General features: G+C 73.1%; 24 protein-coding genes. 16 read left to right on the top strand and 8 right to left on the bottom strand.

Translation table 11 applies throughout. The features are described 5' to 3' along the window. The first annotated feature begins 22 nt into the window (after positions 1-22). The 4 genes from mshB to AB0J57_RS10395 all read left to right on the top strand — a co-directional run bounded on the left by mshB (position 23) and on the right by AB0J57_RS10395 (position 4,174). The gene (gene mshB / locus AB0J57_RS10410; RefSeq protein WP_366127622.1) at positions 23-907 is read left to right on the top strand and encodes an N-acetyl-1-D-myo-inositol-2-amino-2-deoxy-alpha-D-glucopyranoside deacetylase; all 885 of its coding nucleotides are present in this window, start codon (positions 23-25) and stop codon (positions 905-907) included. Further along, positions 904-1,272: a DUF6113 family protein gene (locus AB0J57_RS10405; protein ID WP_366127621.1), complete on the top strand. Its 369-nt coding sequence runs from the start codon at positions 904-906 to the stop codon at positions 1,270-1,272. The genes mshB and AB0J57_RS10405 overlap by 4 nt, the downstream gene beginning before the upstream one ends. 142 nt (positions 1,273-1,414) lie before the next feature. Continuing rightward, a complete protein-coding gene (locus tag AB0J57_RS10400) occupies positions 1,415-3,394 on the top strand; it encodes a hypothetical protein (protein WP_366127620.1) in 1,980 nt (659 codons plus the stop codon). A gap of 105 nt (positions 3,395-3,499) precedes the next feature. Then, positions 3,500-4,174, top strand: a complete 675-nt coding sequence (locus tag AB0J57_RS10395) for a PepSY domain-containing protein (RefSeq protein WP_366127619.1) — start codon at positions 3,500-3,502, stop codon at positions 4,172-4,174. 138 nt (positions 4,175-4,312) lie between these two features. Here the strand turns inward: AB0J57_RS10395 and AB0J57_RS10390 are convergent, their stop codons facing one another. After that, positions 4,313-5,137, bottom strand: coding sequence for a transglutaminase-like domain-containing protein (locus AB0J57_RS10390; protein WP_366127618.1), 825 nt, complete (start codon positions 5,135-5,137; stop codon positions 4,313-4,315). A gap of 5 nt (positions 5,138-5,142) precedes the next feature. Continuing rightward, positions 5,143-6,144, bottom strand: a complete 1,002-nt coding sequence (locus AB0J57_RS10385) for a GNAT family N-acetyltransferase (protein WP_366127617.1) — start codon at positions 6,142-6,144, stop codon at positions 5,143-5,145. A 113-nt stretch (positions 6,145-6,257) separates the two neighbouring features. Here AB0J57_RS10385 and fdxA point away from each other — a divergent pair, with 113 nt between their 5' ends. Together fdxA and AB0J57_RS10375 are read left to right on the top strand one after the other, a co-directional pair. Next, the gene (fdxA, locus tag AB0J57_RS10380) at positions 6,258-6,578 is read left to right on the top strand and encodes a ferredoxin (protein WP_031078476.1); all 321 of its coding nucleotides are present in this window, start codon (positions 6,258-6,260) and stop codon (positions 6,576-6,578) included. 82 nt (positions 6,579-6,660) lie between these two features. After that, entirely contained in the window at positions 6,661-7,758 is a 1,098-nt protein-coding gene (locus AB0J57_RS10375) for a bifunctional succinyldiaminopimelate transaminase/glutamate-prephenate aminotransferase (RefSeq protein WP_366127616.1), read from the top strand. 58 nt (positions 7,759-7,816) lie between these two features. Here AB0J57_RS10375 and AB0J57_RS10370 read toward each other — a convergent pair whose 3' ends face one another. Together AB0J57_RS10370 and AB0J57_RS10365 are read right to left on the bottom strand one after the other, a co-directional pair. After that, positions 7,817-8,227, bottom strand: a complete 411-nt coding sequence (locus AB0J57_RS10370; RefSeq protein WP_366127615.1) for an ATP-binding protein — start codon at positions 8,225-8,227, stop codon at positions 7,817-7,819. A gap of 673 nt (positions 8,228-8,900) precedes the next feature. Continuing rightward, a complete protein-coding gene (locus AB0J57_RS10365; protein ID WP_366127614.1) occupies positions 8,901-9,812 on the bottom strand; it encodes a hypothetical protein in 912 nt (303 codons plus the stop codon). Positions 9,813-9,854: 42 nt separating this feature from the next. Between AB0J57_RS10365 and dapE the strand changes: the two genes are divergently transcribed. Next, positions 9,855-10,934 carry a succinyl-diaminopimelate desuccinylase gene (gene dapE, locus AB0J57_RS10360; protein WP_366127825.1) on the top strand — a complete coding sequence of 360 codons (1,080 nt, stop codon included), beginning with the start codon at positions 9,855-9,857 and terminating at the stop codon, positions 10,932-10,934. A 77-nt stretch (positions 10,935-11,011) separates the two neighbouring features. Next, positions 11,012-11,782, top strand: coding sequence for a TIGR00730 family Rossman fold protein (locus tag AB0J57_RS10355; RefSeq protein WP_366127613.1), 771 nt, complete (start codon positions 11,012-11,014; stop codon positions 11,780-11,782). Between the two features lie 9 nt (positions 11,783-11,791). Here AB0J57_RS10355 and folP read toward each other — a convergent pair whose 3' ends face one another. Further along, a complete protein-coding gene (folP, locus tag AB0J57_RS10350; RefSeq protein WP_366127612.1) occupies positions 11,792-12,652 on the bottom strand; it encodes a dihydropteroate synthase in 861 nt (286 codons plus the stop codon). A gap of 103 nt (positions 12,653-12,755) precedes the next feature. Between folP and AB0J57_RS10345 the strand changes: the two genes are divergently transcribed. Continuing rightward, positions 12,756-13,142, top strand: coding sequence for a DivIVA domain-containing protein (locus AB0J57_RS10345; protein WP_366127611.1), 387 nt, complete (start codon positions 12,756-12,758; stop codon positions 13,140-13,142). Further along, positions 13,139-13,729 carry a DNA-3-methyladenine glycosylase I gene (locus AB0J57_RS10340; protein ID WP_366127610.1) on the top strand — a complete coding sequence of 197 codons (591 nt, stop codon included), beginning with the start codon at positions 13,139-13,141 and terminating at the stop codon, positions 13,727-13,729. The genes AB0J57_RS10345 and AB0J57_RS10340 overlap by 4 nt, the downstream gene beginning before the upstream one ends. 255 nt (positions 13,730-13,984) lie before the next feature. Here AB0J57_RS10340 and AB0J57_RS10335 read toward each other — a convergent pair whose 3' ends face one another. Continuing rightward, complete coding sequence (locus AB0J57_RS10335) at positions 13,985-14,767, bottom strand: enoyl-CoA hydratase-related protein (protein ID WP_366127609.1); 783 nt, start codon at positions 14,765-14,767, stop codon at positions 13,985-13,987. Between the two features lie 312 nt (positions 14,768-15,079). Between AB0J57_RS10335 and AB0J57_RS10330 the strand changes: the two genes are divergently transcribed. Next, positions 15,080-15,247, top strand: a complete 168-nt coding sequence (locus AB0J57_RS10330) for a DUF3117 domain-containing protein (protein WP_179198936.1) — start codon at positions 15,080-15,082, stop codon at positions 15,245-15,247. A 76-nt stretch (positions 15,248-15,323) separates the two neighbouring features. Here the strand turns inward: AB0J57_RS10330 and AB0J57_RS10325 are convergent, their stop codons facing one another. Further along, positions 15,324-15,989: an O-methyltransferase gene (locus AB0J57_RS10325; RefSeq protein ID WP_084895721.1), complete on the bottom strand. Its 666-nt coding sequence runs from the start codon at positions 15,987-15,989 to the stop codon at positions 15,324-15,326. Positions 15,990-16,133: 144 nt separating this feature from the next. On the opposite strand from AB0J57_RS10325, the gene sigE reads away from it, so the two are divergent. The 5 genes from sigE to AB0J57_RS10300 all read left to right on the top strand — a co-directional run bounded on the left by sigE (position 16,134) and on the right by AB0J57_RS10300 (position 21,000). Beyond that, positions 16,134-16,895 carry an RNA polymerase sigma factor SigE gene (gene sigE, locus AB0J57_RS10320; RefSeq protein ID WP_179166401.1) on the top strand — a complete coding sequence of 254 codons (762 nt, stop codon included), beginning with the start codon at positions 16,134-16,136 and terminating at the stop codon, positions 16,893-16,895. After that, a complete protein-coding gene (locus AB0J57_RS10315; RefSeq protein WP_366127608.1) occupies positions 16,892-17,698 on the top strand; it encodes a zf-HC2 domain-containing protein in 807 nt (268 codons plus the stop codon). The genes sigE and AB0J57_RS10315 overlap by 4 nt, the downstream gene beginning before the upstream one ends. Before the next feature lie 93 nt (positions 17,699-17,791). Next, positions 17,792-19,600 (top strand): trypsin-like peptidase domain-containing protein, encoded by a 1,809-nt coding sequence (locus tag AB0J57_RS10310; RefSeq protein WP_366127607.1) that lies wholly within the window; start codon positions 17,792-17,794, stop codon positions 19,598-19,600. Between the two features lie 135 nt (positions 19,601-19,735). Then, positions 19,736-20,176: a sec-independent translocase gene (locus AB0J57_RS10305; RefSeq protein ID WP_366127605.1), complete on the top strand. Its 441-nt coding sequence runs from the start codon at positions 19,736-19,738 to the stop codon at positions 20,174-20,176. Positions 20,177-20,304: 128 nt separating this feature from the next. Continuing rightward, positions 20,305-21,000, top strand: coding sequence for a hypothetical protein (locus AB0J57_RS10300; protein WP_366127604.1), 696 nt, complete (start codon positions 20,305-20,307; stop codon positions 20,998-21,000). Positions 21,001-21,059: 59 nt separating this feature from the next. Here the strand turns inward: AB0J57_RS10300 and AB0J57_RS10295 are convergent, their stop codons facing one another. Continuing rightward, complete coding sequence (locus tag AB0J57_RS10295) at positions 21,060-22,193, bottom strand: Mrp/NBP35 family ATP-binding protein (protein ID WP_366127603.1); 1,134 nt, start codon at positions 22,191-22,193, stop codon at positions 21,060-21,062. Between the last annotated feature and the right edge of the window lie 42 nt (positions 22,194-22,235).

The raw sequence follows: 22,235 nt of genomic DNA, 5'->3' as shown, positions 1-22,235 counted from the left end.
CCCTTGTGGCTAGGGTGTCCGTATGACGGAACTGCCCGCCCGTCGTCTGCTCCTGGTGCACGCGCACCCCGACGACGAGTCGATCAACAACGGCGCCACCATGGCCAAGTACGCGGCCGAGGGCGCCCAGGTCACCCTCGTGACCTGCACACGCGGTGAGGAGGGCGAGGTCATCCCGCCCGCCCTCGCCCATCTGGCACCCGACCGGGAGGACCGGCTCGGCCCCCACCGCGTCGGCGAACTGGCCGCCGCGATGAAGGAGCTGGGCGTCACCGACCACCGCTTCCTGGGCGGACCCGGCCGGTTCCGCGACTCCGGGATGATGGGCGCCGAGCAGAACCGCCGCGACGGCGCCTTCTGGAACACCGACGTGGACGAGGCCGCCGCCCACCTCGTCGAGATCATCCGCTCCGTCCGCCCGCAGGTGCTGGTCACGTACGACCCGGACGGCGGCTACGGCCACCCCGACCACATCCAGGCCCACCGCGTCGCGATGCGCGCCGCCGAGCTGGCCGCCGAACCGGCCTTCCGGCGCGACCTGGGCGACCCCCACGAGATCGCCAAGATCTACTGGAACCGGGTGCCGCGCACGGTCGCCGAGGAGGCCTTCGCCCGGCTTCACGCGTCCGGCGCCTTCGACCGGATGGCCGCCATCGACGACGTACCCGGGGTCGTCGACGACGAGCTGGTCACGGCCGAGATCGACGGGACGGAATACGCGGAACGGAAGGCGGCGGCGATGCGTGCCCATGCCACACAAATCGCCGTGCGGGACGCCTTCTTCGCGCTCTCCAACGACCTGGGCCAGCCCATCTTCGCCACGGAGTACTACCAGTTGGTACGGGGCGAATCCGGCGCCCCGGCCGGCCGGCGGGAGGACGACCTGTTCGCCGGGGTGGCGTCATGAGGGCCGCGCGGGCCGGCGGGTACGCGGGCCTCGCCGTGCTCGGCGCCGTCGTCGGCCTCGCCGGCACGCTGGTCCAAGCGGCGTGGTTCCCGGGCGGGTTGCTGCTGGCGCTCGCCGCGTGCGTGGGGCTCTTCTCCGGCGGGCTGCGCACGATGGGTACGCAACTGGGCGTGGTGGCGCCGGGCGTCGGCTGGCTCGTCGCCGTCATCGTGGCCAGCCTGGGCCGGCCGGAGGGCGACCAGGTCTTCTGGGGCGGCGGCACCGAGCTGGCGTACGTCCTGGGCGGCATGGCCGCGGCTGTGATGTGCGCCACCATGTCACGGCTCCCGCACCGGGACGGCCGATCGGGCCCACTTGGCATGTGACGTGCCCTGACTTGGGCCGGAATGACCGATCGGGTTCTCCTGGTCGCGGGATACCCGGCGGCGGCGGCCAGTATGGTGGTGCGCGCCGCCGAGCGCCCGCACGTGTAAGAGCGGGCGGCGGAGCCAACCGGGAGAACCTGCTTTGAGTCGTGAAACTGACAGTTCGTCCTCCGGCGCCCAGGGGCGCGGCGGAGCCGCGTATCCCTCGGGCACACCGCCGTACGGATCGCGCCAGTATCCGTCGCTGCACCCGACGCAGGACGCTCCGGAAGAGGGCGCCGGGGCCGCCGCGGAGTCGGACGAGCCCAGGACCGAGACCACGCTGACCACCCGCATCCGGATCAACATCCCCGGGTCGCGGCCGATCCCGCCGGTCGTCGTCCGCAAGCCGGTGAGCGAGACGGACGGGGCCGCCGCGGCCGCGGCCCCCCGCCCCGCCGCGGAGCGGCCGGCGGCGGACCGGTCACCGGCGGCGCAGACGGCCACGAGGCCGCCGGCGGAGGAGCCGCAGGCGGAGGAGAAGCCGGCGAGCGACTGGTTCGCCCCGCGCAAGCCCCCCGCGCCCGCGCCCTCCTCTCCGTCCGGGTCCGGGTCCCCGTCCGGGTCCGCTCCCGCCGGTGCTCCCGCGTCGGCTCCAGCGTCCGTGCGGCCGCCGTCGCCCGCGCAGCCGTCCTACGGGCAGGGCCCCGCCGGGCACGCCCCGCGCGCGGACGGACCGCGCATGGACGCCCCGCGCCCGCACAGCGCCCTGGACGACCTCGCGGCGGACACGGTGCCCCCGGCGGGTCCGGCCGGACCGCCCGGACCGGCGCACCCGAGCGGCCCCACGACCGGCCCGGTCACCGGCAGCATGGGCACCGTGCCGTGGATGTCCGACGACACCGCCGTACTGACCCCGCAGCCGCCCGCGCCCGAGCCGTCGTACCAGGAGGGCCAGGCGCGCCCGCCCGCCGGCCCGCCGGCCGGTGGCCACGTGTCGGGTGACACGCTCACCAGCGGCATCCCCGTCGTCCCGCCGGACCACCGCGGCCCCTCGCCGTTCCCCGTCTCCGGCCCGGCGCAGGTCGCGACCGACCGGAACGCCGCGCTGTTCGACGACCCGGCGCCGGCGCCCGCGCCGTCCTCCCCGGCTCCCGCCCCCGCCCCGGCCGGCCCGCCCGCCCGCCCGCAGAAGAAGGGCCGCTCCAAGCTGGTCCTGCTGGGCGCGGCGCTGGTCGGCCTGCTCGGTGTCGCCTATGGCGCCGGGCTGCTCCTCAACCACTCCGAGGTGCCGAAGGGCACCACGGTCCTCGGCGTCGACATCGGCGGCGGCACCAAGGAGCAGGCGGTCCAGAAGCTCGAAACCGCCTTCGGCGAGCGCGCCTCGGCCCCGCTCCAGCTCAGCGTCGGCGGCGAGAAGGAGGAGCTGGCCCCCGACAAGGCCGGCCTGTCCCTGGACGCCCAGGAGACCGTGCGCGCCGCCGCGGGCGCCGACTACAACCCCGTCTCGGTGATCGGCTCCCTCTTCGGCGGCGAGCGCGTCGCCCAGCCGGTCATCCCGGTCGACGAGGAGAAGCTCGGCGTCGCCCTGACCGACCTCGCGGGCGCTTCGGGCTCGGCCACCGAAGGCACGATCAGGTTCGAGCCGGGCAAGGCCGTCGCCGTACCCGGCAAGGCGGGCAAGGCACTGGACGTCCAGCGCTCCATGATCTCGGTACGCGACGCCTACCGCGCCCAGGTCGAGACGGGCAAGGCGAACACGGTCGAGCTGCCCGTGGTCACCAAGGAACCCACCATCACCCAGACCGAACTGAACCGGGCCATGAAGGAGTTCGCCGAACCGGCGATGTCCGGCCTCGTGACCATCAAGGCGGGCGGCAAGGAGATCCAGTTCGGACCGTCCAGGTCGCTGCCGAAGATCCTGTCCATGAAGCCGATCAACGGCCGCCTGGTCGAGGTCTACAACAAGAAGGCGATCGAGGACCTCCTGGACGGCGTCTTCGACGGTGTCATGATCACCAAGGGTGACGGCAAGCAGCACGAGGTCTCCGCCGACGACGTGGCCCACGCGATGCAGAAGGCCCTGCTCGGCAAGACCCCCGCCGAGCGCACCGAGACGATCGAACTCAACCCCCAGGGCTGATTCGTATGCGTATCCGGCCCCCGTCCGACTCCGGGCGGGGGCCTTTCGGGTGAGTACGGGACGGCTCCGGCATGCGCGCGCGCCGGAGGGGTTACCGGTGCGGACATGACCGCTCAGCTCCGCCTCCGCACCGTGTCCGTCGCCGCCGCCGTGTGCGCCGCCGTCGTGTCGGCCCCGCTGCTCACCGCCTGCGGAGACGACACCGGGGAATCTCGTGTCGCCGCCGCCGCGCCCACCCCGTACGGCAGCCCCACCGGCACCTCGTCCCCGCGCCTCGCGACCGAGGACCAGGCCGAGCGGAAGGCCCTCATCCAGGCCACCAAGGTGCCGTGGGACAAGGCGGCCGCGACGGCGGTCCGCGGCGTACGGCAGGGCAAGCTCGCCGAGATCGAGCTGAAGTGGGCGCGCTCCGCCGTCGGCAGCCCCAGCCCCGGCCCGCGCACCCCCGAGTGGGACACCACGGTCGCCGCCCGGAACGGCACCGCCTACACCGTCCGCGTCGACGCCGTCACCGGCAAGGTCACCGAGTCGCGCGTCGACCCCGACCAGGACCCGGACGACAAGCGCGAGCTCGCCGACCGGCTGGGCGCCGCCACGGTCACCCCGCAGCAGGCCGTCAAGACGGCCACCGACCGGAAGAAGGGCACGGTCACCGCCGTCCAACTGGACGACACGGTCTGGTCCGTCGACGTCGTCACGACGAACGACTGGTACAAGACGACGTACGACATCGACGCCAGGACCGGCAAGATCGTCCGCGAACACGTCGACCGGGACTGAGCCGCGGGATCCGCCGGTCCGCCCCGGCGGGCCGGCGGCCTTGGGTTACGGGATCGGGAGCCCACCTCTTGCCGCCAACCTCTGCGGGGGCGACCCCGCACGGCCCCGCCCGGCCGTCGGCCGTCTCGCGGGCCGGCGTCAGTTGAGCATCGCGCGGGCCGCGCGGGCGCGGTGGCGGACCGTCTCGGCGACCGTCGGTTCGACCGGGGCGACCACGTCCGCGTACGCGTCCATCTCCGCCGCGCCCATCAGGAAGTCGCCGCGCTGGATCAGGAGCTGGGCGCGCTCGTAGCGCAGCCGGGCCGGGTGCGCGGGCAGCAGCAGGGACAGCTCGACCGCCCACAGGGCCACGTCCGAGCGCTCGGGGCGTACGGAGGCCCAGGCGCGGATGTTGTTGAGGATCCGCTGCATGATCTGCAACGGGTCCGTGGGGGTCAGCATCGACGGGTGCAGGCGCTCGCCGGTCGCCCCCGCCACCAGCAGCTCCGCGTCCGACCCGGTCAGCGCCCGGCCCCCGGCGAAGGGGTCCGCCAGCACCTGCTCCTCCGGGTCGCCGAACCCGACCACGAAGTGGCCCGGCAGCGCCACCCCGTACACCGGCGCGCCCGCCCGCCGGGCCACCTCCATCCACACGACCGACAGCAGGATGGGCAGGCCCCGGCGGCGCCGCAGCACCTCGTGCAGGAGCGACGACTCCAGGCGCTGGTAGTCGCCGGGCGTGCCGTGGAAGCCGCACCGGTCACCGAGGAGGCCGGCCAGCGCGCCCACCCAGGAGCGCGGGCCGCGCAGCCCGTACGGCAGCAGCCCGGCCAGCCGGTCCAGCTCGATCTCGGCGGCGTCGATCCCCGCCTGCCCCAGCTCCGGGTCCGCCTCCGCGCCCACCAGCAGGCACAGCTCCGCGAGGTCCGGACGGTCCTCGCGGGCCTCCTCGGCGAACCGGCGGCGCCACTCGGTGGTGTGCATACGCGTCACGTACCCGCTTCGGGAGATCGGAAGTGGTGGTACAGGTGGTGGACGGCGAAGCCCATCCCCTCGTACAGGGCGAGGGCACCACCATTGTCCGACTCCACCTGGAGCCACGCAGCGGACGCGCCCTCCTCCAGCGCGCGGCGGGCGAGCGCCGCCATCACCGCCGTGCCCAGCCCCTGCCGCCGGTACGCCGGGTCCACCTCGACCGCCATGAAACCGGCCCACCGCCCGTCGACCACGCACCGCCCGATGGCGGCGGGCACGTCGGCGTCGCCGGGCACGGAGGCGAACCACACGGAGGGGCCGGTGCCCAGGACGTGCCGGACGTGGGGGCCCACCGCGCCCGAGCGGTTGTAGCGGCGCAGCCATGCCTCGTCCACGGAGCGGGACAGCCGTACGTCACCGGGCTCCAGGTCGCCGATCGGCGCCAGCGCCCCGATCCGTACCTCCGCCGTGACCTCCCGGCGCCAGCCCCGCTCCTCCAGCGCCGCGCACAACTGCTCCTGGGTCCCCTCCGCGCCGGTCGCCGCCTGCACGTACGGCGGCAGGCCCCGCTCCTCGTACCAGGCACGCACGCGTGCCAGGGCGTCGTCCAGCGGCATGCCCGGATCCCCGAGCGGCAGCACCGAATTGGCCCGCCGCGTGAATCCACCGGATGCCCGCAGCGTCCACTCCCCGAGCGGCTCGCTCTCCACCGGCTGCCACGCCCGGGCGGTCACCCGCGCCAGCTCCTCGAAACCGGCCGCGGGGCCCCGGCGGCGGGCGGGTGCGGCCGGTACGACCTTGCCGGCGACCAGCGACGATTCCGGGATCCGGACAGTCTCACCGGTCCGTCGTGTGATCAGCAGCACACCCTCGGTCCATGATGTGAGAACACCAACCGTGTCGGTGAACTTCTCCGGCCGTGCTCCAGTGTCGCTCAACCGGCGGACGGAGACGCGTTTTCCCACGTCAGAGGGGGTAATGCGGACCTCCAGCCGTCCGCCCGCAGTGAATTCCACAGCTCTGTCCGCCCCTCCTGTTCGGTTCCGTCCCAAGAACGGAGATACTAGGTGCGGGCATCGACGACGCCGCGCTCCCGCGCAACCAGCCCTACCGAGGAGGAACGACCAGCGTGACCTACGTCATCGCGCAGCCTTGTGTCGACGTCAAGGACAAGGCGTGCATCGAGGAGTGCCCCGTCGACTGCATCTACGAGGGCCAGCGGTCCTTGTACATCCACCCGGACGAATGCGTCGACTGCGGTGCTTGTGAGCCGGTCTGCCCGGTCGAGGCGATCTTCTACGAGGACGACACTCCGGAGGAGTGGAAGGACTACTACAAGGCGAACGTCGAGTTCTTCGACGACCTTGGTTCGCCCGGTGGTGCCTCGAAGCTGGGCCTGATCGAGCGCGACCACCCCTTCATCGCCGCTCTGCCGCCGCAGAACGGCTGATCGCGCCCCCTCGGTCCCGTACGGCTCCGCCGCTGTACGGGACCGACGCGTTCCGCCCCTGAAGCAGAAGAAAGCGAGCACCGTGTCCTCCCCCGTCTCCTCACGCCTCCCCGTCTTCCCGTGGGACAAGCTCGAGCCCTACAAGAAGACGGCCATGGCCCACCCGGACGGCATCGTGGACCTGTCCGTCGGTACGCCCGTGGACCCGGTCCCCGAGGTGATCCGGCGTGCCCTGATGGACGCCGCCGACTCGCCGGGCTATCCGACGGTGTGGGGGACCCCCGAGCTGCGCGACGCGCTCACCGGCTGGTGCGAGCGGCGCCTGGGCGCGCGCGGCTTCGCGCACACCAACGTCCTGCCCGTCGTCGGCTCCAAGGAGCTGGTGGCCTGGCTGCCGACCCAGCTCGGCCTGGGCGCGGGCGACACGGTGGCCTACCCGCGGCTCGCCTACCCGACGTATGAGGTCGGCGCGCGGCTGTGCGGCGCGACCCCGGTCGTCTACGACGACCCCACGGAGCTCGACCCGGCCGGGCTGAAGCTGCTGTGGCTGAACTCGCCGTCCAACCCGACCGGCAAGGTCATCCCCAAGGACGAGCTGATCCGGATCGTCGCCTGGGCCCGCGAGCACGGCATCCTCGTCTTCAGCGACGAGTGCTACCTGGAGCTCGGCTGGGAGGCCGACCCCGTCTCCGTACTGCACCCGGACGTCTGCGGCGGTTCGTACGAGGGGATCGTCGCCGTCCACTCGCTGTCCAAGCGCTCGAACCTGGCCGGCTACCGCGCCGCGTTCATCGCGGGTGACGCGGCGGTGCTCGGCGAGCTGCTCCAGATCCGCAAGCACGGCGGGATGATGACGCCCGCGCCGGTACAGGCGGCCACGGTCGCGGCCCTCGGCGACGACGTACACGTACAGGAGCAGCGGACGCGGTACGCGGCCCGGCGCACGGCGCTGCGTACGGCGCTGGAGACGCACGGGTTCCGGATCGAGCACAGCGAGGCGAGCCTGTACCTGTGGGCGACCCGCGACGAGCCCTGCTGGGACACCGTCGCCTACCTGGCGTCCCTCGGCGTCCTGGTCGCGCCCGGTGACTTCTACGGCGAGGCGGGGGAGCGGTTCGTGCGGGTGGCGTTCACGGCCACCGACGAGCGGGTCGAGGCCGCGGTCAAGCGGCTGGGCTGAGACACACCGAAGGGCCCGGGGAGAGTGCGTGACTCCCCGGGCCCTTCCGCGTGCGGTCCTACTTGCCGAGCCCGGGCAGGGCCGGCAGGCCGCCGCCGAGCGCGTCGGTGGGCGCGGCGCCCGCGGCCCCGCCGACGATGTCGCCGGTGTTGCCGGCCGCGTCACCGGCGGCCTTCTGCGCGACGGGCGTGGTGGCCTTGCCCGTCTTGGCGGCGGTCTTGCCCACGGCGGGAACGGCCTGCTTCACCGCCTTGCCGCCGGCCTCGCCGGCCAGGCCGGTCGTGCTCTCGGAAGCGCCGCTGACGGTGTCGGTCGCCGAGGCGGTGTCGAGGCTGCTCACGCCGCCCAGCTCGGGGGCGTTGGAGAGGTCCACGGCGCTTGCGGAGCCGGCCGCACCGACCACGGGAGCTGCACCCGCTGCGATCAGCAGCGCGGCACGGGCGATCCGACGGGTCAGGGGGAGGGACATGATGCTCCTTCGACGGGAGAGGTCGTTGACTGTGGTGCCTGTCCGACGATCGGACGCTGTGACAACCGGTCGGAGGGCGGGGAAGGTTGCGGTGGCCCGAGGTAAAGAGTTGGTAATGCGTCGCATTATCGGCTCCACCTAAAACCGGGCAAACGAGCAGAGTTCCGAGCGCATGAAGAACCGTCACTTCCCAGTGCTCGCAACGAAAATCGGCGGGAATATCGAGCGGGAGGAATTCCGGCCGGTGACGCGATGCCGAGTCCCTCGCCCGAGCGAATTCCCGCACGCACGCGCGGCGCCTTTTCGCGGGGCCGTCGTACCCGGACCGGGCGTGTGTACGGCCCGCAGCCGCCCGACGGCCGGGCGGGGCCGTGCAGGGTCGCCCCCGCAGAGGTTGGCGGCGATGGGTGGGCTCCCTTTCCTGGCGCCCAGGGCCGCCGGCCTCGAGGAGTCGAGCCCGGAGGGGCCCCGCCCCCACTCACCGGCGGTATCCGTACCCCACCGGGCCGCACTGGCCCGTGCGGCACGAATGCCCACAAACAGTCGAGGGGCGCCCGGGCACGGGGCGCCGCACGGGCACGCCCAGGCTGGGGCGCCCCGGCAGCACGGCACCGCCCAACCGCCCCGGGGGCGACCGCCCTGCGGCAGGCCCCCGCGAGTCGGTGACCGGCGGTTATCGGGCGACGCGGATGTGGACCTCGTCCGGGCGGGACGTAGGGGAGTCGGCCGTTCGCCAGCCTTCGTCGGATTCCTCCGCGCTCCAGACGCGTCCCGCGTACGAGACCTCCGCGAGTCCCAGCGCGTCGGCCTGGGCCACCGCCCACTGGGCCAGCTCCCAGCCGCCGCGCGACCCGCCGCCGGGCGTCGCGCCCTCGGGGCCGGCCGACCCGGCGGTCACGGTCCGGACCGGTACGGAGATGTCGGGCGCCGTCCCGCCGGGAGGCAGTTCGCCGAACGCTCGCTTCAGCTCCGCCCGTACCTTCGCCGGGTCACCGGCCCGTACCGGCCGGCTGCCGGACGTGCAGGTCAAAGACGCGGGCGAGCGGCCGGTGAGGGCCGCCGCCAACAGCGCGGCGTCCGGCTCGTGCTTCGCGTACGCCTGCGGGAAGCCGCTGCGCTGCACCCGCTGCGCGGCGACGGTCAGCGGCAGGCGCGAGTACCCCGGCACCTTGGCGAGGTGGTCGTAGAACTTCCCGGCCGAGAAGACCGGGTCGAGGATCTGCGCCTCGGTGCCCCACCCCTGCGAGGGGCGCTGCTGGAACAGGCCGAGGGAGTCGCGGTCGCCGTACCGGATGTTGCGCAGGGCCGACTCCTGGAGGGCGGTCGCCAGCGCGATGGTGACCGCGCGCTCGGGCATCCCGCGCGACGTACCCACGGCGGAGATCGTCGCGGCGTTCGAGGCCTGCTCGGGGGTGAACCGGTAGACGTTGTTCCCGCTGCCCACGACGCACCGCGGGGCGCCTTTGCCGCTGGTCGCGCACTGCACGACCACATACGCGACGACCGCCAGCAGCACGGCGAGCGCGATGGCGATTCTCAGACGGCGAGGTCGGCGAGGACGGGTGGACTCGGACACGGAGCCCACCGTACTGGAGGCCGGGTTAGGCTCGGCACCATGTCCGAGACCATGCCCGCCACCAAGCTGGACCTCACTCTGGACGGCCCGGCGCTCACCGCCGCGCTCGTCGACTTCCCCTCGGTCAGCGGCACCGAGAAGCCCCTCGCCGACGCGATCGAGCAGGCGCTGCGCACGCTGCCGCACCTGACCGTGGACCGGTACGGCAACAACGTCGTCGCCCGGACGAACCTGGGGCGGACCGAGCGCGTCGTGCTGGCCGGACACATCGACACCGTGCCGATCGCCGACAACGTTCCCTCCCGGCTCGACGAGAACGGCATCCTGTGGGGCTGCGGCACCTCCGACATGAAGTCGGGCGTCGCGGTCCAACTGCGCATCGCCGCGACCGTCCCGGAGCCCAACCGGGACCTCACCTTCGTGTTCTACGACAACGAAGAGGTCGCCGCCCACCTCAACGGCCTCGGGCATGTGGCCGCCGCACACCCCGAGTGGCTGGAGGGCGACTTCGCCGTCCTGCTGGAGCCGTCCGACGGCCAGGTCGAGGGCGGCTGCCAGGGCACGCTGCGGGTCCACCTCCGTACCAAGGGCGAGCGCGCCCACTCCGCGCGGAGCTGGATGGGGGCCAACGCCATCCACGCCGCCGCCCCGATCCTGGCGAAGCTCGCCGCGTACGAACCGCGCCGCCCGGTGATCGACGGGCTGGAGTACCACGAGGGGCTCAACGCCGTCGGGATCGAGGGCGGGGTCGCCACCAACGTCATCCCCGACGAGTGCACCGTGATCGTCAACTACCGCTACGCGCCCGACCGCTCCATGGCGGAGGCCGAGGCCCACGTACGCGAGGTGTTCGCGGACTGCGGCGTCGACGAGTTCGTGGTGGACGACCACACCGGCGGCGCCCTGCCGGGGCTGTCGCACCCCGCCGCCGCGGCCTTCATGGCGGCGGTCGGCGGCACCGCGCAGCCCAAGTTCGGCTGGACGGACGTGTCCCGGTTCAGCGCGCTGGGCGTGCCGGCGGTCAACTACGGCCCCGGTGACGCGCTCTTCGCCCACAAGCGGGACGAGCACGTCGCCATCGACAAGATCACCCACTGTGAACGGCGACTGTACGACTGGCTCACTGCCTGACCTCCGTAATTTCGCCTTTTGTCACGTCCGCCGCCCTACCCTGAGCGGGAAACGATGTTCAGCGGAGGGAGCGGATCATGGGCAACCCCGAGGCCGAGGCCGAAGGACTGCGAGCGCTGGCCGAGCAGCGGCTGGGGCCGGTACTGCGCCGCCGGGAGCAGGTCCAGCCCGGCACCACCGATCAGCGGCTGCTGGACACCGCGGGCGACTCCGAGTGGGTCCACACCGACCCCTGGCGCGTGATGCGCATCCAGTCGGAGTTCGTGGAGGGCTTCGGCGCACTGGCCGAACTGCCCAGCGCGATCAGCGTCTTCGGCTCGGCCCGCACCCCGGCGGGCACGCCGGAGTACGAGGCGGGCGTCAAGCTGGGCAGGGCGCTCGTCGAGGCGGGCTTCGCGGTGATCACCGGCGGTGGCCCGGGCGCCATGGAGGCCGCGAACAAGGGCGCCCGGGAGGCGAAGGGCATCTCCGTGGGCCTCGGCATCGAGCTGCCCTTCGAGCAGGGCCTGAACCCGCACGTCGACATCGGCGTCAACTTCCGCTACTTCTTCGTGCGGAAGACGATGTTCGTCAAGTACGCCCAGGGCTTCGTCGTCCTGCCCGGCGGACTCGGCACCCTGGACGAGCTGTTCGAGGCCCTGACCCTGGTCCAGACGCGGAAGGTGACCCGCTTCCCGATCGTGCTGTTCGGCACGGAGTACTGGAGCGGTCTGGTCGACTGGCTGCGCGACACGGTGATCGCCCAGGGCAAGGCGTCGGAGCGGGACCTGATGCTGTTCCACGTCACGGACGACGTCGACGAGGCGGTCGCCCTGGTCACCAAGGAGACCGGACCCGGTCGCCCCTGACGGGCGGGCCTACGCCAACCCCCGGCGGGCGACCGCCGGGGGGCGGTGGCCCGCGATGGACGCCACCATGTCCAGCACCTGCCTGGTCTCCGCGACCTCGTGGACGCGGTACACCTGGGCGCCCAGCCACGCCGAGACGGCCGTCGTCGCCAGCGTGCCCAGCACCCGCTCCTTGACCGGCTTGTCGAGGGTCTCGCCGACGAAGTCCTTGTTCGACAGCGACACCAGCACCGGCCAGCCCGTCGCCGTCATCTCGCCCAGCCGGCGCGTCGCCTCCAGGCTGTGCCGGGTGTTCTTCCCGAAGTCGTGACCGGGGTCGATCAGGATCCCGTCACGGCGTACGCCCAGCTCCACGGCGCGCTCCGCCAGGCCCAGCGTCACGCGCAGGATGTCCGCCATCACGTCGTCGTACGTGGTCCGGTGCGGCCGGGTACGCGGCTCCGCGCCGCCCGCGTGCGTGCACACCAGGCCCGCGCCGTAGCGGGCCGCGACCTCCGCGAGCCTCGGGTCGACGCCGCCCCACGCGTCGTTCAGCAGGTCCGCGCCGGCCTCGCAGACGGCCTCGCCGACGTCGTGCCGCCAGGTGTCGACGCTGATCACCACGTCCGGGTGGCGGCGGCGGACCTCGGCGACGAAGCCGACCGTACGGCGTGCCTCCTCCTCGGCCGACACCTCCTCGCCGGGACCGGCCTTCACCCCGCCGATGTCGATGATGGCGGCGCCCTCCGACACCGCCTGCTCGACCCGGGCGAGCGCCGGCTCGTCGCGGAACGTGGCGCCCTGGTCGTAGAAGGAGTCCGGGGTCCGGTTCACGATCGCCATGATCACCGGCTCGTGCGTGTCGAATTCACGCCGTCCCAAGCGGAGCATCCCGTTCGTCCTCCTCGCGTTCGTCGCCTGCGACCTTAACTGTCGGTGGCGCATGGCACGATCGGCAGCGTTGGGTTTTCGCTCCCGGTGGAGAGGCACGGTCGTGTTCTGGTTCTTGGCTGTAGCGATGGTCGTGGTCGTTGCCGCGGTCACCCTCGCCGTGATCGGCGGAGGGGAGAGCGAGGTGCTTCCCGAGGCGGCGCCCGAGCACACGGTGGACCAACTGCCGCTGACCCGTCCTGTCGGTCGTGCCGACATCGACGCGCTGCGGCTGCCGCTGGCGCCGCGCGGCTACCGGATGGCGGAGGTCGACGACGTCCTCGGCAGGCTCGGCGCCGAGCTCGCCGAGCGGGACGCGCGGATCGCCGAGCTGGAGGCCGCGCTGGCGGACGCCCGCGGGGAGGGCCCCGGCCCCGGCGCGGGCCCCGTGCCCGGCCCCGGCGCGGGCCCTGGCGCCGGTCCGGAGCAGGGCGAGGAGCGGGACCGGTGACCGGCGGAGCCGTGCCCGGCCCGGACGGGCGACTGCGCTGCCCGTGGGGCCTGTCCGCCGAGGACTACGTCCAGTACCACGACGAGGAGTGGGGCCGTCCCGTCCACGGCGACGACGCCCTGTTCGAGCGGCTCTGCCTGGAGGCCTTCCAGTCGGGCCTGTCCTGGATCACGATCCTCCGCCGCCGTGAGGGTTTCCGCCGGGCGTTCGACAACTTCAAGATCGCCGCGGTGGCCGGGTTCACCGACGCCGACAGGGAGCGGCTCCTGGCCGACACCGGGATCGTCCGCAACCGCGCCAAGATCGACGCCTGCCTGGCCAACGCGCGCGTGCTGGCGGGCTGGGCGCCCGGCGAGCTGGACGCCCTGATCTGGTCCCACGCCCCGGACCCCGCCTCCCGCCCGGTCCCCCGCACCCTCGCCGACGTCCCGGCGGTCACGCCCGAGTCGACGGCCCTGTCCAAGACGCTCAAGAAGCAGGGCCTCCGCTTCATCGGCCCCACGACGGCGTACGCCCTGATGCAGGCGTGCGGCCTGGTCGACGACCACCTCGCCGACTGCGCCGCCCGAGGCGGCGGCCTGGCCTGAGGGGCGGTGCCTGTTCCTGGGTTCCGCCCGGAGCGGTGCACGCCGGTGGGCCAGGGGCGGGGCCCCTCCGGGCTCACCTCCTCGCGGTCGGCGGGGAGCCCGAACGGTCCTGTGTCCGTATCCCGCCGCCGATCCGCTGCGGGGGCGACCCTGCACGGCCCCTTCCGTCGTCGCCGGACAGGCACCCGCCTGGGCGTGGGCCCTGCCCGGGAGCATTGGCCGAGCCCCAGTCGTGCAGGCGCCGCCCCGGAAGGGTCAGCGGCCGACGTACTTCGGCTTCTCCTTGGCCAGGAAGGCCTGGACCGCGATCCCGTGGTCCTCCGACGCGCCCGCCTTCGTCTGGAGCTCGTCCTCCTTGTCCAGGGCCTCGTCCAGGGTGTGGGCCGCTCCGTACGCCAGGGACTCCTTCAGGGCCGCGTACGCCAGGGTGGGGCCCGAGGCGAGGGTGCGGGCGGCCGAGGCGGCCTCGGCGGCGAGGTCATTGGCCGGGACGAGCCTGTTCGCGATGCCCAGCTCGTACGCCTCCTGCGCCGGGATCGAGCGCGGGAAGAACAGCAGGTCCGCCGCCCGTCCGGGGCCCACCACCCGGGGGAGCGTCCACGAGACGCCCGAGTCGGCGGTCAGGGCGACCCCGGCGAAGGAGGTGTTGAAGGACGCCGTGTCGGCGACGACCCGGTAGTCCGCCGCCAGGGCGAAGCCGAAGCCCGCCCCGGCCGCGACCCCGTTCACCCCGGCCACCACGGGCTTCGGCATCCCCGTGATCGCCCGGACGATCGGGTTGTAGTGCTCCCGCACCGTGCTCATCGTGTGCTCGGTGCCGAGCACCGAGACGTGTTCCTTGAGGTCCTGGCCCACGCAGAAGGCCCTGCCCGTCGCGGTGAGCAGGACCGCCCGTACGGCGGAGTCCTCCGCCGCCGCCAGGAGCGAGTCCCGGAGGGCGACCTTCGCCTCCGTGTTCATCGCGTTCATGGCGTCGGGCCGGTTGATCGTGATCGTGGCGAGCCCGTCGCTCACCTCGTACAGCACGGTGTCGGCCATGGCAGGTCCCCTTCGCGGCTACGGCGGTGATGTCCCGCCCAGCATGGCGGAGATCATCGGGCCCGGACATGTGACCTGCGTCAAAGAATGTCGTGCGCCGTCGTCGCGTGCGGTGGCGAAGTATCGCAGGCGTATCGCCGAAATGGACGGTTTTGCGAGAGCGCGTTGCGCAAGCGATGCCGACCGATGTTGGTCATCGGGTCCTGCCATGCGGGATAATGACCTGGAAGCAATGTGTTCGATGCCGGTGATGCGTGCCCATGCCAGAGGGCCGTCGGCGACGATGAGCTGGTTTCAGGAAGGGGAACGAGCATGGCGGCCATGAAGCCGCGGACGGGCGACGGCCCGCTCGAGGTGACCAAGGAGGGGCGGGGCATCGTCATGCGCGTTCCGCTCGAAGGCGGCGGTCGGCTCGTCGTCGAGCTGACTCCGGACGAGGCGAAGGCACTCGGCGAGGCGCTGGAGAAGGTCACGGCCTGACACGACACTGCCAAGGTTTTCCGACAGCCCCGGTGTGATCCGATCACGCCGGGGCTGTCGCCGCTCCCGGCGAGTCCTAGCCGCGGCGGACCGCGCAGAGGAGCCCGTCGCCGACCGGCAGCAGCGACGGCAGCAGCTCCTGGCTCTCCCGGACCGCCCGCAGCAGCTCGCGCAGCCTGAGCACCTCGGCCGGCTGGGCCGCCGAGTCGACCGTACGGCCGTCCGCGAAGACGCCCTCGAAGCAGACCAGACCACCCGGTCGCAGCAGGCGCAACGATTCAGCGAGGTAGTCCAGGCACTCCGTGCGGTCGCCGTCGCAGAAGACGAGGTCGTACCCGCCGTCCGCGAGCCGGGGGAGTACGTCGAGAGCGCGGCCGGGGATGAAACGGGCCCGGTTCCCGGCGAAGCCCGCCGCCCGGAACGCCTGCTTGGCGAACTGCTGGCGCTCCGGCTCCGGGTCGACCGTGGTCAGGACGCCGTCCGGGCGCATGCCCTCCAGCAGGTAGATACCGGAGACGCCGGTGCCCGTGCCGATCTCCGCCACCGCCTTGGCGTCCGCCGTGGCCGCCAGCAGACGCAGCGCGGCGCCGGTGCCTGGCGACACCGAGGGCAGCCCCGCGTCCCGGGCCCGGTCACGGGCCCAGCGCAGCGCTTCGTCCTCGGCGACAAAGGCGTCGGCGAACGCCCAGCTCGTCTGCCGGTTGGCGGTAATGACCCTCTCCTGTCCCCGTAGTTGGCGCAACGGTGACTGTAGCCGTTCGGGGCCGGGAACCCGCAGATGGGACCGCGCGTTATGGAGGGGCAGGGGGAGTACATGGATCAAGAGCCGAAGACGGTCCCAAATTCACGTAAAGATTCTTATCCGGAGCTAACGGGCGAGGTGGCTATGGTAGGGGCTCCACTGGACACCACCAGAGCCGATAGGGGAGGTGCGGCTGCGCCTGTGGATCGGGGAGGAGTGCTGCGGCGCCTTCTCAGGTCGGCGGGTGAGCCGAAATCCGTGACCGACACCGCTGACCGTTCCATGCCCGCCGACTTCGCACCCACCACCGCGACCTTCGCATCGGATGCGGAATCGCAGGCGTGGACTCCGCCCTCGTGGGAGGAGATCGTCAGCACGCACAGTGGCCGGGTCTACCGCCTCGCATACCGCCTGACCGGCAATCAGCACGATGCCGAGGACCTCACGCAGGAAGTCTTCGTCCGGGTCTTCCGCTCGCTGTCCACGTACACGCCCGGCACCTTCGAGGGCTGGCTGCACCGCATCACCACGAACCTCTTCCTGGACATGGTGCGCCGCAAGCAGCGCATCCGGTTCGACGCGCTCGGCGACGACGCGGCCGAGCGGCTGCCCAGCCGTGAGCCGTCCCCCCAGCAGGTCTTCCACGACACGCACTTCGACGCCGACGTCCAGCAGGCCCTCGACACCCTCGCGCCCGAGTTCCGCGCGGCGGTGGTCCTGTGCGACATCGAGGGACTGTCGTACGAGGAGATCGCCGCGACCCTCGGGGTCAAGCTCGGCACCGTCCGCAGCCGCATCCACCGCGGACGTTCCCATCTGCGCAAGGCCCTCAAGCACCGATCGCCCGAGGCCCGGGCCGAGCAGCGCACCTTCGTGGCCGTGGGCGGGGAGGGCGGACCCGCGTGAGTGGCACAAGTCCGACCCCCGCGGAACAGCACCTGGGGGACCGCCTCGCCGCGCTCGTCGACGGCGAGCTCGGTCATGACGCCCGCGAGCGGGTCCTCGCCCACCTGGCCACCTGCCCCAAGTGCAAGGCCGAGGCCGACGCGCAGCGCCGGCTGAAGAGCGTCTTCGCCCAGACCGCCCCGCCGCCCCCCTCGGAGGGGCTGCTCGCACGCCTCCAGGGGTTGCCCGGGGGCGCTCCGGGCGGTGACGACGACAGGCGAGGACCCTTCGGCGGCGACGGCGTCTTCGGAGTGAGACCCGACGCCTTCGGCTACGCCCGGCCGGAGGCGGGATTCCGCATCCATGAAGTGGACCGCCAGGAGACGGAGCGCTCCTCCTGGCGCGGCCGGAGGTTCGCGTTCGCCGCCGCCAGCGCCGTGTCGTTCGCGGCGATCGCCCTGGGCGGTGCGCTGCCGACGGTCGCCACGGTCGACGCGCGGGGCGACGGCACGGGCAACAACGTCACGCCGTTGCGGTCGCCCGGCCAGACCCAGAGCGCCGGCGCCGGCGAGAACAGCCGCCGCCGGGGCGGCGGGTACGGGCCGGTCCGGGCGACGGACCGGCCGGCCGGGCCGCTGTCCGCCGTGCCGCTGCACGCGGTGCAGCGCCCAGGAGGCCAGCCCTTTCCGGCGGCGACGCCGCTGGCCGTGGTGAGCGCGCTGAACACCATGCCGCCCGCGCCGCTGATACGTCCCACGGCGCTCGCGCCGCAGCTCGCCACCACCCCGTCCCCCAGCTCGCTGCCGCTGCCCGCGGGCCGCTGACCGGCGCCCCCCTGCGCGGTGGCCACCGGACCTGGTTGAATCACGCGCAGGGGCGCCCCATGGGGGCGCGGACGGGCACGCAGCGGGGAGAACATGGACGACGGGAAGCCCACGGGGTCGAAGCCGAAGTGGTGGAGCCGCCCGGCGCGGCAGCACGCGGCGCCGGACCAGCCGCCGGCCGAGGCACCGGACCCCGGCCCCGCCGAACCGTCCACCCCGGCACCCGAGCCCGCGACGCCCGCCGCCCCCGCGCCGGAATCCGCCGCAGCCGAGCCCGCGACGCCGGCCGCCTCCGTGACGCCGCCTGCGCCCGAGCCGCCCGCCGCCCCCGCGCCGGAACCCGGCCCCGCGCCGGACCCCGGCCCCTCGCCGGCGCACAGCCTCGCCCCCGCGCCCGGCCCCGCGCAGCCGCCCGCGCCCGTCGTGCCCACGCCCGCCGGGGAGCAGCCGGGCGGGGCGCCGGTGCGGCCGCAGCCGTTGCACCAGCCCGACGAGTACAGCACCCCGCCCTACGGTGAGCCCGGCCCGTGGGCGCCCGCGCCGCCCGTGCAGCGGCCCATGGCGACGCCCGCGCACGGGACCGCCGTCCCGCCCGCGTACGGCACGCCGCAACCGGTCACCCCACACCAGCCCCCGCAGCCCGCCCCACCCCCGCAGCCACACCAGCCCCGGCCGTCGCAGTGGCTCCAGTACGACCCGTGGAGCACCCCAGGCGGCGGGAACGGCGGCGGAAACCAGCCGCTCACCCACCCCGGCGGACACCCCGGCGGGGCCGTACCGGGGAAGCGGCAGGCACGGCGGCGCGGCCTGGGCGTGGTCGCCGCGCTGCTGTTCGCCGGGCTCACCGGCGTACTCGGCGGCGGCGTCGGCGCGTACATCGAGCGGCACGGCGGCCTCACCACCGTCGAGCTGCCGCAGGCCGGCCGGGAGGACGGCGACCGGGCACCCGACAGCGTCGCGGGCATCGCGGCCAGCGCCCTGCCCGGCGTCGTCACCCTGCACGTCAGCGGTGGCGGCGAGCAGGGCACCGGCACCGGCTTCGTCCTCGACGAGCAGGGCCACATCCTCACCAACCACCACGTCGTCGACCCGGCCGGCACCTCCGGCGACATCACCGTCACCTTCAGCGGCGGTGAGACGGCCGCCGCCGAACTGGTCGGCAAGGACAGCGGTTACGACCTCGCGGTCGTCCAGGTCAAGGGCGTCTCCAACCTCAAGCCGCTGCCGCTGGGCAACTCCGACAACGTCCGCGTCGGCGACCCGGTCGTCGCCATCGGCGCCCCCTTCGACCTCCAGAACACCGTGACCTCCGGCATCATCAGCGCCAAGGAGCGGCCCATCACGGCGGGCGGTGAGAAGGGCGACGGCAGCGACATCAGCTACGTCGACGCACTCCAGACCGACGCGCCGATAAACCCGGGGAATTCGGGCGGTCCGCTGCTGGACTCCAAGGCACGGGTGATCGGCATCAACAGCGCCATCCGCGCGGCCGACAGCGGTTCCGGACTCGACGGCGGCCAGGCCGGGTCGATAGGGCTCGGCTTCGCCATCCCCGTCAACCAGGGCAAGCGGGTCGCCGAGGAGCTGATCAACACCGGCAAGGCCAACCACCCCGTCATCGGCGTCAGCCTCGACATGAAGTACACCGGCGACGGCGCCCGGGTGGGGGAGAAGGCGCAGGACGGCGGCGCCTCCGTCATTCCCGGCGGCCCCGCCGCCAAGGCGGGCATCCGGCCCGGCGACGTCATCACCAAGGTGGACGGCCAGCGCGTGCACAGCGGCGAGGAGCTGATCGTCAAGATCCGCGCCCACCGCCCCGGCGACCGGCTGGAGCTGACGCTGGAGCGCGGCGGCAAGGAACAGACCAAGACCCTGACCCTCGGTTCCTCGGCCGGTGGCTGAGACCGGTGTCCTGCCGGTGGCCGAACACCCACCGGCAGGTCACCGGCAGGTCACCGGGAGGCCACCCGTGAGGTACCGCCCCGGCAGCCCGGCCAGGTACCGTGTTACGGGCCCCGGGCCGGAAGGAGCAGCAAGGTGTTCAATGACATAGGCGCACTCGAACTGGTGGCGCTCGTGATCCTTGCCGTGCTCGTCTTCGGCCCCGACAAGCTGCCGAAGGTCATCCAGGACGTCTCCGGCTTCATCCGCAAGATCCGCGACTTCTCGGAGAACGCGAAGCAGGACATCCGCAGCGAGCTGGGTCCGGAGTTCAAGGACTTCGAGTTCGAGGACCTGAACCCCAAGACGTTCATCCGCAAGCAGTTGACGGAGAACGAGGACCTCAAGGAGATCCGCAGCAGCTTCGATCTCAAGAAGGAGATCAACGACGTCGCCGACGCGGTCAACGGCCACGAGCCGGACGCGTCGGTCCCGGCTGCGGTCAACGGCGGCCACGGCGGCGGTCCCGACCTGCTCAAGAAGGGCGACAAGCCCGCTCAGGCCGAGCGCCCGCCGTTCGACGCGGACGCCACCTGAGCCCCACCGGGCCGACCTTCCGGAAAGAGCTCCCGCAAGGTGGCTATCCTCTCCATCTGTCCGGTTGCGAGAACGCCCGTCGGGGCGCGCCGCACCGGACTCCACGGATCGAGGAGGCGGCCGGGCAGATGGAGACGACGAGTCGAGTAGGGGCGCAGGGTGCCGCACCCGGCACCGCATCGACGTCCGAGACGACCGGGACGCCGGAGGGGGTGCCCGCGGCCCGGCGTACGGTCGACGGTTATCTGCGTGCGTCGTTCCCCTGGTACGGGCTGGACGAGGCGTTCACCGGGCCGCGCTGGCTGATGCAGGTCGGCACGTCCGCCGACGGTACGGTCCAGCACGGCTCGATCGGCCACGGTGACGAGCCGTCGATACGGCCGGACCGGCTCGACGGGGCCGGGAGCGAGAAGGAGCGGTTCGCGGCCGTCGTGACGGTCGCCGCGAGCCCCGTGCGCCGCAGCGGCGACGGTACGGGGGTGCTGGACGCCACCAGCGTGTCGTCCGCCGCCTGGCTGGCCGGGTCGGGGCTCCTGGCGTACACCTGGCCGCCCCAGCTCGACCACGCGCTGCGGGACGACTGGCTGGACCAGCAGACCGAGACCGCCTTCGAGCTGGCCGACGACCTGAACGGGCCGGAGTGGTCGACGCTCTCCCTGCCGGTCGACGGCGTGCCGACGCCGTTCCACTACCGCGAGTCCGCGTTCGGCTGGGTGCTGGCCGGAACGACCACGACCGGCGTCCATCTGGGCGCGTACGGACGGGGGATGAGCGCCTACGGCCTGGGCTTCTCGGTGGTGCGGGACATCGCCGCGTACGCGTAGGACCCAAGACGCGGAAGGGGCGGCCCCATGGCGGGGCCGCCCCTTCCGCGCACGCGCGCTCAGAACTTGTTGCGCGGGGTGATCCCCAGCGACATGCCCGACAGGCCGCGCTGACGGCCGCCCAGCTTGCCCGCGATGGTGCGCAGGGCCGCGCCCGCCGGCGAGTCGGGGTCGGACAGGACGACCGGCCTGCCCTCGTCGCCGCCCTCGCGCAGCCGTACGTCGATGGGGATGGAGCCGAGCACCGGGACCGTGGCGCCGGTGGTCTTCGTCAGCCCGTCGGCGACCTTCTGCCCGCCGCCCGTGCCGAAGACGTCGACCATCTCGTCGCAGTGCGGGCAGGGCAGGCCCGACATGTTCTCGACGACGCCGACGATCTTCTGGTGGGTCTGTACGGCGATGGAACCGGCCCGCTCGGCGACCTCCGCCGCCGCCTGCTGCGGCGTGGTGACGACCAGGATCTCGGCGTTCGGGACGAGCTGGGCGACCGAGATCGCGATGTCGCCGGTGCCCGGGGGCAGGTCCATCAGCAGCACGTCCAGGTCGCCCCAGTACACGTCCGCGAGGAACTGCTGGAGCGCGCGGTGCAGCATCGGGCCGCGCCACACCACCGGCGTGTTGCCGGGGGTGAACATGCCGATGGAGATGACCTTCACGCCGTTCGCCGACGGCGGCATGATCATGTTCTCGACCTGGGTCGGGCGGCCGTCCGCGCCGAGCATGCGCGGCACGCTGTGGCCGTAGATGTCGGCGTCCACCACACCGACCTTCAGCCCGTCGGCGGCCATCGCCGCGGCCAGGTTCACGGTCACGGACGACTTGCCGACGCCGCCCTTGCCGGAGGCCACCGCGTAGACCCGGGTCAGCGAGCCGGGCTTGGCGAACGGCACCTCGCGCTCGGCGGTGGTGCCGCGCAGCGCGGCGGCCAGCTCCTTGCGCTGCTCGTCACTCATCACGTCGAGCGTCACGTCGACGCCGGTGACGCCCGCCACGCGGGAGACCGCCTCGCTCACGCGCGTGATGATCGTCTCGCGCATGGGGCAGCCGGAGACCGTGAGGTAGACGGTGACGGCGACCGCCCCGTCCGTACCGATCTCCACCGACTTGACCATGCCGAGCTCGGTGATCGGTCGGTTGATCTCGGGGTCGTTCACCGTCGCCAGCGCTTCGCGCACCGCGTCTTCCGTAACCATATGGAGATGGTACGGCGCCGGACCCGGCCCCCGGAAAGCCCG

Origin of the sequence: Streptomyces sp. NPDC049837, assembly GCF_040674455.1 — a bacterium.
In the GTDB taxonomy this organism is placed as follows: domain Bacteria; phylum Actinomycetota; class Actinomycetes; order Streptomycetales; family Streptomycetaceae; genus Streptomyces.
The sequence above is the reverse complement of the archived record's forward strand: the minus strand, read 5'-3'. Positions and strand labels throughout refer to the sequence as shown.